Annotated in this window: 2 protein-coding genes; both read left to right on the forward strand. The window is 74.8% G+C overall.

Going from position 1 to position 17585, the window contains the following annotated elements; translation table 11 throughout:
* Positions 1-9 precede the first annotated feature (9 nt).
* Positions 10-12345: an SDR family NAD(P)-dependent oxidoreductase gene (locus tag ABZX11_RS44330; RefSeq protein WP_354924699.1), complete on the forward strand. Its 12336-nt coding sequence runs from the start codon at positions 10-12 to the stop codon at positions 12343-12345.
* A 31-nt stretch (positions 12346-12376) separates the two neighbouring features.
* On the forward strand, positions 12377-17585 hold a 5209-nt coding region (locus ABZX11_RS44335; protein WP_354924701.1), incomplete at its 3' end, for an SDR family NAD(P)-dependent oxidoreductase.

Genomic DNA, 17585 nt, shown 5'->3' on the forward strand with positions numbered 1-17585 from the left:
GAGATCACCATGGCGGCATCCGGCGACAAGGTCGTCGAAGCACTGCGCGCGGCGATGAAGGAGACCGATCGGCTGCGCCGGCAGAACCGGCAGCTGCAGGCGGCGGCCAGGGAGCCCATCGCCATCGTGGGCATGGCCTGCCGCTACCCCGGCGGGGTGCGCTCGCCGGAGGACCTGTGGCGGCTGGTCGAGTCGGGCGGCGACGCCATCGGCGAGATGCCCGCGGACCGCGGCTGGGACCTGGATGCGCTGTACCACGGCGGCCCCGACGGCACCGGCGAAAGCGTCACCCGCCAGGGCGGCTTCCTGGCGAACGTGGCCGACTTCGACCCCGGGTTCTTCCGCATCTCGCCCAACGAGGCGATGGTGATGGACCCGCAGCAGCGGCTGGTGCTGACCGTCGCCTGGGAAGCCGTGGAACGGGCGGGCATCGACCCGCTTTCCCTGCGCGGCAGCGACACCGGCGTGTTCGTCGGCGGCGGCAGCGGCGACTACCGGATGCCCCACGGGCACGTCGACTGGCAGACCGCGCAGTCGGCCAGCCTGCTCTCCGGCCGGCTGGCCTACACCTTCGGCCTGCAGGGCCCGACCATGTCCGTGGACACCGGGTGCTCGTCCTCGCTGGTCTCCCTGCACCTGGCCGTGCAGGCCCTGCGGGCGGGCGAGTGCTCGATCGCGCTCGCCGGTGGCGTCATGGTGATGTCCACCCCGGCCGGGTTCACCGAGTTCTCCGCGCAGGGCGCCCTGTCCCCGGACGGCCGCTGCAAGGCGTTCTCCGACAGCGCCGACGGCACCGGCTGGGCCGAGGGCGCCGGGATGCTGCTGGTCGAGCGGCTGTCCGACGCCCGGCGGCTCGGGCACCCGGTGCTGGCCGTGGTGCGCGGCCTGGCCGTCAACCAGGACGGCACCTCCAACGGCCTGACCGCGCCCAGCGGCGGCGCCCAGCAGAAGGTGATCCGCGCGGCGCTGGCCGCCGCCGGGCTCGGCCCGGACGAGGTCGACGTCCTGGAGGCGCACGGCACCGGCACCAAGCTGGGTGACCCCATCGAGGCCCGTTCGCTGCTGGCGACCTACGGCCGGACCGAGCGGGAACACCCGCTGCTGCTGGGTTCGGTCAAGTCCAACATCGGGCACACCCAGGCCGCGTCCGGCGTCGCCGGCGTCATGAAGATGGTGCTCGCGATGCGCCACGGCGTTGTCCCGCGGACGCTGCACGTGACCGAGCCGTCGTCGCACGTCGACTGGTCTTCCGGGGCGCTGGAGCTGCTCACCGAACCGGCCGCGTGGCCGTCGGTGGACCGGCCGCGCCGGGCTGCGGTGTCGTCGTTCGGGGCCAGTGGCACGAACGCGCACGTGATCCTGGAGGAAGCACCGGCCGAGCCGGTGGTGGCCGAATCCCCGGCGAGTGATCCCGGCGTGGTGCCCTGGCCGGTGTCGGCCAAGACCGAGGCGGCTCTGGCCGAGCAGGTGGCCCGGATTCGCGCTTGGGACGGTTCTCCGGCCGACATCGGGTTTTCGCTGGCGACGACGCGGTCGGTGTTCGAGCACCGGGCGGTACTGCTGTCCGGTGGCGACGTGATCGCCTCCGGTGCGGCCACCGACGCGTCGGTGGGGATGGTGTTTTCGGGCCAGGGTGCGCAGCGCGCGGGCATGGGCCGGGAGCTGTCGGCTCGCTTCCCGGTGTTCGCCAAGGCCCTGGACGAAGTGCTGGCCGAGCTGGCCGTCGACGGCCAGCGCGAGGCCATGTGGTCCGGGCAGAACCTGGAGCAGACCCGGTTCACACAGCCCGCGCTGTTCGCGGTCGAGGTGGCGTTGTTCCGCCTGTTCGAGTCGTGGGGCGTCAAGGCGGCTTTCGTGGCCGGGCATTCGGTGGGGGAGATCGCGGCGGCGTACGTGTCCGGAGTGTTTTCGCTCCCGGACGCGTGTGCGCTGGTTGCCGCGCGTGGCCGGTTGATGCAGGCGTTGCCGTCCGGTGGCGCGATGGTGGCGGTGGGTGCCGGCGAGGATGTGGTGTCGCCGTTGCTGGCCGGTCACGACGACGCGGTGTCGATCGCGGCGGTCAACGGGCCGCAGTCGGTGGTGCTGGCGGGTGTTGAGCCGGTGGTGCTGCAGATTGCGGAGGTCTTGCGGGAGCAGGGACATCGGGTCAAGCGGCTGTCAGTGTCGCATGCGTTCCATTCGCCGTTGATGGAGCCGATGCTGGCGGAGTTCCGGTCGGTCATGGCGGGTGTGCAGCTCGCCGAACCGACGATTCCGCTGGTCTCGAACCTGACCGGGGCGTTGGTGACGGATGAGGTGCGTGACCCGGAGTACTGGGTCCGGCACGTGCGTGAACCCGTGCGGTTCGCGGCCGGGATCGCGGCGATGCGTGATGCCGGTGCCTCGGTGTTCGTGGAGGTGGGTCCGGGATCCGCGCTGGCCTCGATGGTGCACCAGATTGTCGACGATTCCGCGGTCATTCCGGTGTTGCGGGACACGGCGGAGGAACGATCGGTGGTTTCGGCGCTGGGCGCGGCTTTCGTGGCCGGAGCCGGCGTCGACTGGCCGGCGTTCTTCGCCGGGCTGGGTGGCCGCCGGATCGACCTGCCGACGTACCCGTTCCAGGAGACGCGGTTCTGGCCGAAGAGCACCACCCGCGCCGGCAAGGTGGCCGACTGGGGCCTGGTGCCCGCCGGGCACCCGCTGCTCGGCGCGGCCGTACCGCTGGCCGACGACCAGGGCGCGGTACTGACCGGCCGGCTCTCGGTGGCCACCCACCCCTGGATCGGCGACCACGTCCTCGGTGACGCCGTGGTGTTCCCGGGCACCGGCTTCCTGGAACTGGCCGTCCGCGCGGCCGACCAGGTCGGCTGCCGGCAGGTGCAGGAGCTCACCTTGGCCGTGCCGATGGTGTTCGGCGCGGGCGAAGCGGCCGACGTCCAGGTCGTGGTGGGCGCGCCCGACCCGGACGGCCGTCGCGACCTGCGGATCCACTCGCGGCCCGCCGCCTCGGACGGCACGTGGACCCACCACGCCACCGGTGTGCTCGCCCCCGCGGAGACGCGCGGCGGCTGGGCGCCCGCGCAGTGGCCCCCGGCCGGCGCGGAGCCCGTGGCCATCGACGACTTCTACACCCGGATGGCGGCCGGCGGCCTGGTCTACGGACCGTCCTTCGAGGGGCTGCGTGCGCTGTGGCAGCAGGGCGAAGACCTGTACGCCGAAGTGGAGTTCCCGCAGGCGGCCCAGGACGCGGCCGCCTACGGTCTCCACCCGGCGCTGCTGGACGCGGCCCTGCAGGCCAGCTCGTTCTTCGCGGCCAACGCGGGCAAGAACCTGATGCCGTTCTCCTGGAACGGCGTCAGCCTGCACGCCGCCGGCGCCAGCGTGCTGCGGGTGCGCTGGCAGCGGGCCGGCGACTCGTTCACCCTGTCGGCCACCGACGTGGCGGACAACCCGGTGCTTTCGGTCGAGTCCCTGGTCCTGCGCGCGCCCGCCGGCCGGATCTCGGCCGCGCCCGCCGCGCAGGACGCGTTGCTGCGGCTGCACTTCCCGCCGCTGTCCCGGCCCGAAACGGCCGAGGTCCCCGTCCTCGGCTGGGCGGTCATCGGCCCGGACACCTTCGGCTTGCGGTCCGTTGTGGACGGACAGGTCGCCGGTTCGCCGGGCGAGCTGGCCGAGTCCGGGGTGGTCCCGGACTGGGCCCTGGTCCAGGTCGACGGCGGGGACGTGGCCGCCGGCCCGTCCGTGGCGCACGTGGCTGCGGCTCGGGTGCTGGGTGTGTTGCAGGACTGGTTGTCCCGGCCTGAGTTGGAGGAGTCCAGGCTGGTCGTGGTGACGCGGGGTGCGGTGGACGAGGTGACCGATCCGGCGGCGGCCGCGGTGTGGGGGCTGGTGCGCAGCGCCCAGTCCGAGCACCCCGGCCGGTTCGTGCTGCTCGACCTCGACGCCGGCGGCGCCGCCCTGCTGCCGCGGCTGGCCGCGTCGGTGTTCGCGGACGAACCCCAGGTGGCCGTGCGGGACGGCGTCGTGCGGGTGGCCCGGCTGGGCCGCCTCGCGACGGCACCGTCGCTGGTGCCGCCGCCGGGGGAGTGGCGGCTGGACAGCAAGCATTCCGGCAGCTTGGACGACCTGTACCTGGCCCCGGTCACCGAGGAATCACGGCCCCTGCGCGACCGGGAGGTCCGGCTACGGATCACCGCGACCGGCATCAACTTCCGCGACGTGCTCAACGCGCTCGGGCTGTACCCGGGCCCGGCCGGCCCGCTGGGCTCCGAGGTCGCCGGCGTGGTCACCGAGCTCGGCCCGGACGCAACCGGCCTGACCGTCGGCGACCGGGTCATGGGCATCTCGCCCGGCGGCATCGGCTCGGCCCCGGTCGTGGTCGACGAGCGGATCGTGCACCGCGTCCCGGACGGCTGGACCGACGAGACCGCCGCTTCGGTGCCGCTGGCGTTCCTCACCGCGTTCTACGCGTTCACGGATCTCTCGAACCTGCGGCCGGGACAGAAGGTGCTGGTGCACGCCGGCGCCGGCGGTGTCGGCATGGCGGCGATCCAGCTGGCGAGGCACCTGGGTGCGGAGGTGTTCGCCACCGCGAGCCCGGCCAAGCAGGACACGTTGCGCGGGCTGGGCATCCCCGACGACCACATCGCTTCCTCGCGCACGACGGACTTCGAGGCGGCGTTCGCGCCGCTGACCGGTGACGGCCTGGACGTGGTGCTGAATTCGCTGACCGGTGAGTTCATCGACGCTTCCCTGCGCCTGCTCAAACCGGGCGGGCACTTCCTCGAAATGGGCAAGACCGATCTCCGGGAGAACCCGCCGGGCGTCCGGTACCGCTCCTTCGACCTCGGCGAAGCCGGCCCGGACCGGATCGGCGGAATGCTGACCGCGCTGCTGGGCCTGTTCGCGCGCGGCGTGCTGGCACCGCTGCCGATCACCGCCTGGGACATCCGCCGCTGCCGGGACGCCTTCCGCTTCATGGCGCAGGCCAAGCACATCGGCAAGCTCGTGCTGACCCTGCCGCCGGTCTGGGACCGGGAGGCGACGGTGCTGGTCACCGGTGGCACCGGCGGCCTGGCCGCGCACCTGGCCCGGCACCTGGTGGCTCAGGGGCAGCGGCACGTGCTGCTGGTGGGCCGCCGTGGCGACACCGCCCCGGGTGCCGCGGAACTGCGAGCCGAGCTCGGTGCCGCGGTGTCGTTCGCGGCCTGCGACGTCAGCGACCCGGTCGCCGTGCGGGCGCTGGTCGACGGCCGGACCATCACGGCGGTCGTGCACGCGGCCGGTGTGGTGGCCGACGGTGTGCTCGAATCCATCACCCCGGAACGCCTGGACACCGTGCTGGCGCCCAAGGTGGACGCCGCCTGGCACCTGCACCAGGCCACCCTCGACCAGCCGCTGGCCGCGTTCGTGCTGTACTCCTCGGCCGCCGGCCTGGTCGGCAGCCCCGGCCAGGGCAGCTACGCCGCCGCCAACGTGGCCATGGACGCGCTGGCCGGCTACCGGCACCGGCTCGGCCTGCCGGCCACCTCGGTGGCCTGGGGACCGTGGGCCGCCTCCAGCGGCATGACCGCCGACCTCTCCGAGACCGACCGCCGCCGGACCGCGGCCGCGGGCCTGACCGGGATCGAAGCCGGGCCGGGCCTGGCCATGTTCGACACGGCGATCAGCACCGGCGAGCCGGTGCTGATGGCCACCGCGGGCGGCCCGGCCGCGGCCGGGGGCGCGGTCCCGCCCATCCTGCGCGACCTGGTCCGCGGCGCCCGCCGCACCGCCGCCGCGGCCGGCCCGCTCGCCCCGGGCGGCCTGGCCGCGGAACTGGCCGGGATGCGGGAGGCGGACCGGCACCAGCACCTGCTGGGCATCATCCGCGCCGAGGCGGCCGCCGTGCTCGGCCACCCCTCGATGGACCTCGTCGGCGCGAAACAGGAGTTCCGGGAACTCGGGTTCGACTCGCTCAGCTCGGTCGAGCTGCGCAACCGGCTGGCCGGGGCGACCGGGCAGCGGCTGCCCGCGACCCTGGTGTTCGACTACCCGACCCCGGTCCGGCTGGCCACGTTCCTGCTCACCGAGGTTCTTGGCGAGGCCGCCCCCGCCGCCGGCGTACCCGCGGTGACCACCGGCCCGGCGCCGGACGACGACCGGATCGCCGTCGTCGGCATGAGCTGCCACTACCCGGGCGGGATCCGCACCCCGGAAGACCTGTGGCAGCTCGTCGTGGACGGCCGGGACGTGATCTCCGGCTTCCCCGGCGACCGCGGCTGGGAGGACGCGAGCCGGTACACCCCGGAGGGCAACACCGTGTCGCTGTCCCCGGTCGGCGGGTTCCTCACCGACGCCGCCCAGTTCGACCCGGCGTTCTTCGGCATCTCGCCGCGTGAGGCCATCGCCATGGACCCGCAGCAGCGGGTGCTGCTGAAGACCGCGTGGGAGGCGATCGAGCGGGCCGGCATCGACCCGCTGTCGCTGGCCGGCACGCCCACCGGCGTCTACATCGGCGCCTCCGACGCCGACTACGCCGGCCTGCTGTTCGGCGACCCGGCGGCCGAAGGGTTCGTGATGACCGGCACCACGGTCAGTGTGATCTCCGGCCGGCTGTCCTACACCTTCGGCCTGGAGGGCCCGTCGGTGTCGATCGACACCGCCTGCTCCTCGTCCCTGGTCGCCCTGCACCTGGCGGCGCAGGCGCTGCGCAACGGCGACTGCTCGCTGGCACTGGCCGGCGGGGTGACCGTGATGTCGTCCCCGGTGCCCTTCGCCGAGTTCGGCCGCCAGGGCGGCCTCGCCCAGGACGGCCGGTGCAAGGCCTACGCCGACAGCGCGGACGGCACCGGCTGGTCCGAGGGCGCCGGCGTGCTGGTGCTGGAGCGGCTGTCCGACGCCCGCCGCCGCGGCCACCGCGTGCTGGCCGTCGTCGCCGGTTCGGCGGTCAACTCCGACGGCGCGTCCAACGGCTTCACCGCGCCCAACGGGCCGTCGCAGCAGCGGGTGATCCGCCAGGCGCTGGCGTCCGCTGGGCTGTCCACCTCGGACGTCGACGTCGTCGAAGGACACGGCACGGGCACGCGGCTGGGCGACCCGATCGAGGCCCAAGCCCTGCTGGCCACCTACGGCCGGGAGCGCGAAACCCCGCTGCTGCTGGGGTCGGTCAAGTCCAACCTCGGGCACACCCAGGCCGCGGCCGGGGTGGCCGGGGTGATCAAGATGGTGCAGGCGCTCGACCACGGCCTCGCCCCGCGGACCCTCAACGTCGACGCGCCCTCGACGCACGTGGACTGGGAGTCCGGTGCCGTCTCCCTGCTCACCGAGCCGGCCGCGTGGCCGTCGGTGGACCGGCCGCGTCGGGCCGGCGTGTCGGCCTTCGGGGTCAGTGGCACGAACGCGCACGTGATCCTGGAGCAGGCGCCGGCCGAGCCGGTGGTCGCCGAGGCCAGGCCGGTCGAGGCCGGTGTGGTGCCGTGGGTGGTTTCGGCCAAGAGCGAAGCGGCGTTGGCGGAGCAGGTCGCGCGGGTGCGGGACTGCGCCGGCGATCCGGTGGACGTCGGGTTCTCGCTGGCGACGACGCGGTCGGTGTTCGAGCACCGGGCGGTGCTGCTGGCCGGTGTCCAGGTGGCTTCCGGCGAGGCCCGTGAAGTTTCGGCCGGGGCGGTGTTCTCCGGCCAGGGCGCGCAACAGGCCGGGATGGGGCGTGAGCTGGCGGCCCGGTTCCCGGTGTTCGCCGAAGCTTTCGCCGAGATTTTGTCCACTCTGGACATTCCCGGGTTGCGCGAGGTGATGTGGTCCGGTGAGAACCTCGAGCAGACCCGGTTCACGCAGCCCGCGTTGTTCGCCGTCGAGGTCGCGCTGTTCCGGCTGTGGGAGTCGTGGGGAGTGCGGTTCGGCTCGGTCGCGGGCCACTCGGTGGGTGAGATCGCGGCGGCGCACGTGGCCGGGGTGTTGTCGTTGCCGGATGCGGCGGCGTTGGTGTCGGCGCGGGCACGGTTGATGCAGGGGTTGCCGTCCGGTGGCGCGATGGTGGCGGTGGGGGCGGCCGAGGACGTGGTGTCGCCGTTGCTGGCCGGTCGTGCGGGTGAGGTGTCGATCGCGGCGGTGAACGGGCCGCGGTCAGTGGTGCTGGCCGGGGTCGAGCCGGTGGTGCTGGAGATCGCGGAGGTGTTGCGGGAGCGGGGACATCGGGTCAAGCGGCTGTCGGTGTCGCATGCGTTCCATTCGCCGTTGATGGACCCGATGCTGGCGGAGTTCCGGTCGGTGGTGGCGGGTCTGACGTTCGCCGAGCCGCGGATTCCCCTGGTTTCGAATCTCACCGGCGCCTTGGTGAGCGACGAGGTGTGCGACCCGGAGTACTGGGTGCGGCACGTGCGGGAGCCGGTGCGGTTCGCCGACGGCGTCGCGGCCATGCGGGACACCGGCGTGTCGGTGTTCGTGGAGCTGGGCCCCGGCACGAGCCTGTCCTCGATGGTCCACGAGATCGCCGACGACCCCGCGGTGGTGGTGATCCCGGCGCTGCGCGAGGCGCCCGAAGAGCGCTCGGCGGTGACGGCGCTGGGCGCGGCCTTCGTCGCCGGCGTCGACGTCGACTGGCCCGGGTTCTTCGCCGGGCTGGGCGGCCGCCGGATCGACCTGCCGACGTACCCGTTCCAGGAGACGCGGTTCTGGCCCACGGCCACCGGCCGCACCGGCAGCGCCGCCGACTGGGGCCTGGTCTCCGCGCGGCACCCGCTGCTCGGCGCGGCGGTCGGCCTGCCCGACGACGAAGGCGTCGTGCTCACCGGCCGGCTGTCCACCACCACCCACCCGTGGCTGGCCGACCACCAGGTCGGCACCGCGATCCTGTTCCCCGGCACCGGGTTCCTCGAACTCGCCGTGCGGGCGGGGGACCACGTGGAGTGCCGGCAGGTGCAGGAGCTGACCCTGGCCGTGCCGATGGTGCTGACCCGGAGCGAGGCCGTCGCCGTGCGGGTGACGGCCGGGGCCCCAGACGAAACCGGCCGCCGCGACCTGCGCATCCACTCCCGGCCCGCCGCCTCGGACGGCACGTGGACCCACCACGCCACCGGCGTGCTCGCCCCCGAGGAGACCCGCACGGACTGGGTTCCCGCGCAGTGGCCGCCGGCCGGGGCCGAGCCGGTCGGCCTCGACACCTTCTACACCGACCTGGCCGGATCCGGTCTGGTGTACGGCCCGGTCTTCCAGGGCCTGCGTGGTGCCTGGCGCGACGGTGAAGACCTGTACGCCGAAGTGGCGCTGCCCGAACCGGCGGTCTCCGGCGCGGCCGGGTTCGGCCTGCACCCGGCCCTGCTGGACGCCGCCCTCCAGGTCAGCGGCGAACTGTTCGACGCCGGCTCGGGACAGGGCCTGCTGCCCTTCTCGTGGAGCGGTGTCAGCCTGCACGCCGACGGCGCCACGGTGCTGCGGGTGCGCTGGCGGCGCGACGGCGACGCCGTGTCGCTGGCCGCCACCGACCCGGCCGGCCACCCGGTGATCTCGGTCGAGTCGCTGCTGCTGCGCTCGGCCACCACCGCCGCGGCCGCCGCACCGGCCGCCGACGTGCGGGATTTCCTGCTGCGCCTGGAGTGGGAGACCGTGGAGCCCACCGGCTCGGCGGCCGGACAGCGTTGGGCGGTCCTCGGCGGCGACCCCTTCGAACTGGCTTCGGCGCTGTCGGCCACCACGGCGGGTTCCCCCGGCGAGCTGGCCGAGTCCGGCTCGGTGCCGGACTGGGCGGTGCTCGAAATCGACGGCGGCGGCGTCGCGGCCGGGCCGTCCGCGGCGCACGTGGCTGCGGCTCGGGTGCTGGGTGTGTTGCAGGACTGGTTGTCCCGGCCCGAGTTGGCGGAGTCCAGGCTGGTCGTGGTGACGCGGGGTGCGGTGGACGAGGTGACCGATCCGGCGGCGGCGGCGGTGTGGGGGCTGGTGCGCACGGCCCAGTCCGAGCACCCGGACCGGTTCGTGCTGCTCGACCTCGACGCCGGGAGCGCCGGCGTGCTGCCCGGGCTCGCGGCCTCCCTCCTGCGGGAGGAGCCGCAGATCGCGGTGCGCGACGGCGTGGTGCGGGTGGCCCGGCTGGCCCGGCTGGCCACATCGCCCTCGCTGGTACCGCCGTCGACGGAGTGGTGCTTGGACAGCAAGCACTCCGGCAGCCTGGACGACCTGTACCTCGCTCCGGTCGACGAGCCCGCGCGGCCGCTGCGGGGCCGGGAGGTCCGGCTGCGGATCACCGCGGCGGGCATGAACTTCCGGGACGTGCTCAACGCACTGGGCCTGTACCCGGGCCAGGCGGGCCCGCTCGGCGCCGAGGGCGTCGGCGTGGTCACCGAGGTCGGCCCGGACGTGACCGGGCTGGCCGTCGGCGACCGGGCCATGGGCATCGTGCCCGGCAGCATCCGCACCGCGCCGCTCACCCTCGACGAGCGCATCCTCACCCGCGTGCCGGACGACTGGACCGACGAGACCGCGGCCTCGGTGCCGCTGGTGTTCCTCACCGCCTATTACGCCTTCACCGACCTGGCCGACCTGCGAGCCGGGCAGAAAGTGCTGGTGCACGCGGGAACCGGCGGTGTCGGCATGGCCGCCGTCCAGCTGGCGAAGCACCTGGGTGCGGAGGTGTTCGCCACCGCGAGCCCGGCCAAGCAGGAAACCCTGCGGGCCATGGGAATTCCCGACGACCACATCGCTTCCTCGCGCACGACCGACTTCGAGGCGGCGTTCGCGCCGCTGACCGGCGACGGCCTGGACGTGGTGCTGAACTCGCTGACCGGTGAATTCATCGACGCTTCCCTGCGCCTGCTCAAGCCGGGCGGGCGCTTCCTGGAGATGGGCAAGACCGACGTCCGGGAGAACCCGCCGGGCGTGCGGTACCGGGCGTTCGACCTGTCCGAGGCCGGCCCGGACCGGATGGGCGAAATGCTGGCCGAGCTGCTCCGGCTGTTCGCCAAGGACGCGATCCAGCCGCTGCCGGTCCGCGCCTGGGACGTGCGCCGCGCCCGCAGCGCGTTCCGCCACATGCAGCAGGCCAAGCACATCGGCAAGCTGGTGCTGACCATGCCGCCGGTCTGGGACCGCGACGCGACGGTGCTGGTCACCGGCGGTACCGGCGGGCTGGCTGCGCACCTGGCCCGGCACCTGGTGGCCCAGGGGCAGCGGCACGTGCTGCTGGTGGGCCGACGTGGTGAGGCGGCACCGGGGGCGGGGGAGCTGCGTGCGGAGCTGGGCGGGGCGGTGTCGTTCGCCGCGTGCGACGTCAGCGACTTCGCAGCCGTGCGTGACCTGGTCTCGGACCTCCGGCTGACGGCCGTGGTGCACGCCGCCGGGGTGCTCGACGACGGCGTGCTGGAGTCGATGACCCCCAAGCGGCTCGACACCGTGCTCGCGCCGAAGACCGATGCCGCGTGGAACCTGCACCGGGCGACCGAAGACCAGCCGCTGGCCGGGTTCGTGCTCTACTCCTCGGTGGCCGGCGTGTTCGGGGCCGGTGGGCAGGGCAACTACGCGGCGGCCAACACCACGCTGGACGCCTTGGCCGCCTACCGCCGGCAGCAAGGCCTCCCGGCGACCTCGATCGCCTGGGGCCCGTGGGCGGCCTCCAGCGGCATGACCAGCACGCTCAGCGAGGCCGATCGCCACCGCACGAAGGCCGGCGGGGTGGCCGAAATCGAAGCGGGGCCGGGCCTGGCCATGTTCGACGCCGCCATCGGCGCGGACGAGCCGCTGATCGTCGCCACCGCGACGAACCCGGCCGGGGCCGCGGCGCCGGCCGACGTGCCGCCGCTGCTGCGCAACCTGGTCCGGGCGGCCCGGCGGACGGCCGCCGGCGCGGCCGCTTCGCAGGCCGGGCTGGTGGAGAAGCTGACCGCGCTGCCCGAGGACGACCGGCTCACCCTGCTGCTCGACCTCGTGCGCGGTGAGGCCGCCGCGGTGCTGGCCCTGCCGTCACCCGGCGAGGTGAAGGCCGACCGGGAGTTCCAGGAACTCGGCGTCAACTCGCTGACCGCCGTCGAGCTGCGCAACCGGCTGACCGCCGCCACCGGGCTGCGGATGTCCGCGACGCTGGTCTTCGACTACGCCACGCCGCGGGCGCTGGCCGCGCACCTGCTGGCCGAACTGGCCGAGGGCACCGGCCTCGACAGCGGGCCGTCGGTGCTGGCCGAACTGGACCGGCTCGAAGCCGCGATGGCGGCCGGCGCACCGGACGAGGTGACCCGCACCGGCGTCGCCGGCCGGCTGCGCGCGCTGCTGGCGCAGTGGGGCACGAGCGACCACGACACCGGAGCCGGGGACGGGGTGGCCGAACTCATCGAGTCCGCCAGCACCGACGACGTCTTCGCCTTCATCGACAACGAACTCGGCCGGCTGAAGAACCGCTGACCCACCGCACGCGCAGCAGAAAGGACGCCCGATGCCGGACGACAAGAAGCTCGTCGACTACCTCAAGTGGGTCACCGCGGATCTGCACGAGACCCGGCGGCGGCTGGAGGAAGCCGAAGCCGGCCGCCACGAGCCCGTCGCCATCGTCGGCCTGGCCTGCCGGTTCCCCGGCGGCATCGACAGCCCCGAGGACCTGTGGCGGCTGGTCGAGGCCGGGCAGGACGCGATCGGCCCGTTCCCGGAGGACCGCGGCTGGGACGTGGCCGCGCTGGCCGGCGAGGGCCGCGGGGCGAGCGCCACCCTGGAGGGCGGGTTCCTGCACGACGTCGGCGGGTTCGACGCCGCGTTCTTCGGGGTGTCCCCGCGCGAGGCCGTCGCCATGGACCCGCAGCAGCGGCTGCTGCTGGAGCTGTCGTGGGAGGCGTTCGAGCGGGCCGGGATCGACCCGCTGGCCCTGCGGGGCAGCCGGACCGGGGTGTTCGCCGGGACCGACGGCCAGGACTACGGCAACCTCGTGCTGCGCTCGGCCGAGGACGTGGACGGGCACGCCGGCACCGGCCTGGCCGCCAGCGCGCTGGCCGGCCGCGTCAACTACACCCTGGGCCTGGAGGGCCCGGCCGTCACCGTGGACACCGCCTGCTCTTCGGCGCTCGTGGCGATGCACCTGGCCGCGCAGGCGCTGCGGTCCGGGGAGTGCACGCTGGCCCTGGCCGGTGGCGTCACCGTGATGTCCACCGCGCTGAGGTTCGCCGGCTTCACCCGGCAGGGCGCACTGGCCGCCGACGGCCGCTGCAAGGCCTTCGCCGACGCCGCCGACGGCACCGGCTGGTCCGAGGGCATCGGCCTGCTGGTGCTGGAAAAGCTGTCCGACGCGCGGCGCAACGGGCACCACGTCCTGGCCGTGCTGCGCGGCTCCGCGGTCAACTCCGACGGCGCGTCCAACGGCTTCACCGCCCCCAACGGGCCGTCCCAGCAGCGGGTCATCACGCAGGCGCTGGCCAGTGCCGGACTGTCCACATCGGACGTCGACGTGGTCGAGGCGCACGGCACCGGCACGACTCTCGGCGACCCGATCGAGGCCCAGGCCCTGCTGGCCACCTACGGCCGGGACCGGGAAACCCCGGTGCTGCTGGGCTCGGTCAAGTCCAACCTGGGGCACACCCAGGCCGCCGCGGGCGCGGCCGGCGTGATCAAGATGGTGCTGGCCATGCGCCACGGCATCGCCCCCAAGACCCTCAACGTGGACAAGCCGTCCTCGCACGTGGACTGGTCCGCCGGCCGGGCCGAAATCCTCACCGAAGCGGTCGGCTGGCCGGACACCGGCCGGCCGCGCCGGGCCGGGGTGTCCTCCTTCGGCGTCAGCGGCACCAACGCGCACGTCATCCTGGAACAGGCGGACGAGCCGGCCGCGGCACCCGCCGCCCCGCGGCGCACCGCGACGGCACTGCCCTGGCCGGTGTCGGCCAAGTCCGAAGCCGCGCTGCGGGCCCAGATCGAGCGGGTGCGGGCGTGCGACGGCTCGCCGGTGGACGTCGGCCGCTCGCTGACCGGCCGCTCCGCGCTGGACCACCGGGCCGTGCTGCTGGCCAGCCCGGACACCACCGACCGGCCCGAGGTCGCCGCCGGCGTGGCCGGGAACCCGGGCGTGGGCGTGGTGTTCTCCGGGCAGGGCGCCCAGCGGCCGGGCATGGGCCGGGAGCTCGCCGCCGCCTTCCCGGTCTTCGCCGAAGCCCTGGACGAGATCTGCGGCCACCTCGACCCGCTGCTGCCGGGCTCGCTCGAAGACGTGCTGTGGGGCGAGGACGAGGCCGCGCTGAACGAGACCGGCTGGGCGCAACCGGCGCTGTTCGCCGTCGAAGTCGCCCTGTTCCGGCTGTGGGAGTCCTGGGGCCTGAAACCGGCCGCGGTGGCCGGGCACAGCATCGGCGAGATCGCGGCCGCGCACGTGGCCGGCGTGCTGTCCCTGGCCGACGCCGCCCGGGTGGTGGCCGCCCGGGCGCGCCTGATGCAGGCGCTGCCCGCCGGCGGGGCGATGGTGGCGTTGCCGGCCACCGAGGCCGAGGTCGCGCCCCTGCTCGAGGCCCACGGCGAGCAGGTGGCGATCGCGGCGCTGAACGCACCGGGCGCGGTGGTCGTCGCCGGGACCGAGCCGGCCGTCACCGCCGTGGCCGGCCAGGTCGAGGCGTGGGGCCGCCGGACCAAGCGGCTGGCCGTGTCCCACGCCTTCCACTCGCCGCTGATGGAGCCGATGCTCGCGGAGTTCCGGTCCGCGCTGGCCGGGATCGACCTGCACGAGCCGTCCCTCTCCCTCGTCTCCACCCTGACCGGCCGTCCGGTGACCGGCGAGGTGCGCGACGTCGAGTACTGGGTGCGGCACGTGCGCGAGCCGGTGCGCTTCGCCGACGGCGTCCTGGCCCTGCTCGACGCCGGGGTGGGCACCCTGCTGGAGATCGGCCCCGGGCACGCGCTGACGTCGATGATGAGCCAGACCCTGGCCGACACCGGCCGCACGGCCAACGTCGTGCCCGCACTGCGCGAGGCGCCGGAGGAGGCCGCCGCGGTCACCGCGCTGGGCCAGGTCTGGGCGGCCGGCGCCGAAGTGGCTCTGTACCGGTGCTACGCCGACCTCGGCGGGCGCACCGTGCCGGTGCCGACCTACCCGTTCCAGCACCGGCGGTTCTGGCCGACGCCGTCCGCCCGCACCGGCGACGCGACCGACTGGGGGCTGATCGGCGCCGGGCACCCGCTGCTGAGCGCGTCGGTCGGCCTGGCCGATGACCACGGCGTGCTGCTGACCGGCAGCGTCTCGACGGCCACCCACCCGTGGCTGGCCGATCACCAGGTCGGCGGCACCGTGCTGTTCCCCGGCACCGGCTTCCTCGAGCTGGCGATCCGGGCCGCCGACCAGGTCGGCTGCGCGCGGGTCGAGGAACTGACGCTGTCCGTGCCGCTGGTGCTCGGCCGCACGGAGACGGTGTCGCTGCAGGTCGTGGTGGGCCGCGCGGACACCGCCGGACACCGGGACGTGCGGATCTACTCCCGCCCGGCCGGGGACGCCACCCGGGCGTGGACCGAGCACGCCGGCGGGGTGCTCGCCCCGGAACCGGTGCCCGCCGGCCCGGCGGCCACGGCGTGGCCGCCGGCCGGTGCCGAACCGGTCGACTTCACCGACTTCTACGCCCGGATGGCCGCCACCGGTCTGGTCTACGGCCCGGCCTTCCAGGGCCTGCGCTCGGTCTGGCGCGCCGGCGACGACCTCTACGCCGACGTGGAGCTGCCCGTGGACGCCGCCGCGGACGGGGGGTTCGGGATCCACCCGGCCCTGCTGGACGCGGCGCTGCAGGCGAACGTGTCGCCGGAACGCAGCGGCGGCCGGCTGCCGTTCTCGTGGAACGGCGTGACGCTGCACGCGAGCGGCGCGCGGCAGCTGCGGGCGCACTGGCACCAGGACGGCGAGACCGTCACCCTGGCCGCCACCGACGTGGCAGGGAACCCGGTGCTCTCGGTGCGCTCGCTCCTGCTGCGCTCCGCCACCGCACCGGCGGCCACCGGCGCCCGCGACGGCCTGCTGCACCTCGGCTGGCCGGAGCAGCCGGTTCCGGCGGCCACCGGGCAGCGCTGGTCGGTGCTCCGCCGTGACGTCTTCGGCCTGGCCGCCGCGCTCGGGGCGCCGACGGCCGACACGGCCGCCCTGCTGGCCGTCTCCCGGCCCGACTGGGCGGTGTTCCAGGTCGGCGGCGGCGGGGCGGCCGCCGTGCACGAGGTGACCGCGCAGGTGCTCGAAGTCCTCCAGGACTGGGTTTCGCGACCGGACCTGGCCGGGACGCGGCTGGTCGTGGTCACGCGCGGCGCGGTCGCCGTGCCCGGCTCGACGGTCGCCGACCTGGCTGCCTCGGCGGCCTGGGGGCTGGTCCGCACCGCGCAGTCCGAGCACCCGGACCGGTTCGTGCTGCTCGACGTCGACGACCGGCCCGAGTCGCTCGCCGCGCTGCCCGGCCTGGGTGGCCTCCTCGCGGACGAGCCGCAGGTGGCGGTGCGCGGCGGCGTGGCCAGGGTGGCCCGCCTGGCCCGGCTCGCCGAGGCGCCGTCCCTGGTGCCGCCGGCCGGACCGTGGGTGGTCGAACGGGCCGACGGCGAACTGCGGGCCGTGCCCGGCCCGGCCGAGGAGCCGACGGGGGAGCAGGACGTCCGGCTGCGGCTCACCGCGGCCGCGCTGGGCCGGTCCGGCCCGGTCCAGGTCGCCGGCGTGGTGACCGAAGCCGGGACCGGGGTCTCCGGGGTGGCCGTCGGCGACCGGGTCACGACCACCGTCTCCGGCGAGATCGGCACCGCACCCCTGGTGGTGGCCGCCTCGGCGCTGGCCCCGGTGGCGCCGGGCGTCACCGACGCCGGCGCCCTGCGCGTGGGCGCGCCCCTCTTCGACCTCCGGCAGGCGCCGGCGGCCCTCGCCCGGCACGACTACGCCGTGTTCACCCTGCCGCCGGTCTGGGACCGGGAGGCGACGGTGCTGGTCACCGGTGGCACCGGCGGCCTGGCCGCGCACCTGGCCCGGCACCTGGTGGCTCAGGGGCAGCGGCACGTGCTGCTGGTGGGCCGACGTGGTGAGGCGGCACCGGGGGCGGGGGAGCTGCGTGCGGAGCTGGGTGAGGCGGTGTCGTTCGCCGCGTGCGACGTCAGTGACTTCGAAGCCGTCCGCGAACTGGTGTCCGGAGTGCGGCTGACGGCCGTCGTGCACGCCGCGGGCATCCTCGACGACGGGGTGCTGGAGTCGATGACCCCCAAGCGGCTCGGCACCGTGCTCGCGCCCAAGGCCGATGCCGCGTGGAACCTGCACCGGGCGACCGAAGACCAGCCGCTGGCCGCGTTCGTGCTCTACTCCTCGATCGCCGGGATCCTCGGCGGCAGCGGCCAGAGCAACTACGCGGCCGCCAACACCTTCCTCGACGCCCTGGCCGCCTACCGCCGGCAGCAGGGCCTCCTGGCGACCTCGATCGCCTGGGGACCGTGGGCCTCCAGCGGCATGACCGGCACGCTGAGCGCCGCCGACCGCAGGCGGGCCGCGGCCGGCGCCGCCTCGATGCTCGACCCCGAACAGGGCCTGGCGCTGTTCGACGCGGCCGTCGCCACCATCGAGCCACTGCTGGTGGCGCTGCCCGCCGGCACCGCGCGGGGCCAGGGCCCGGTGCCCTCGGTGCTGCGCACCCTGGTGCCGGCGCCGCGCCGGTCCGCGGCCGCCGCCG

The sequence above is a fragment of the Amycolatopsis sp. NPDC004169 genome, assembly GCF_040610315.1.
Taxonomy (GTDB): Bacteria; Actinomycetota; Actinomycetes; order Mycobacteriales; family Pseudonocardiaceae; genus Amycolatopsis.

What these genes read in the sequence shown, in the direction of transcription:
- ABZX11_RS44330 (WP_354924699.1), top strand. Translation starts at nt 10, where the DNA reads ATGGCGGCATCCGGCGACAAGGTCGTCGAAGCACTGCGCGCGGCGATG.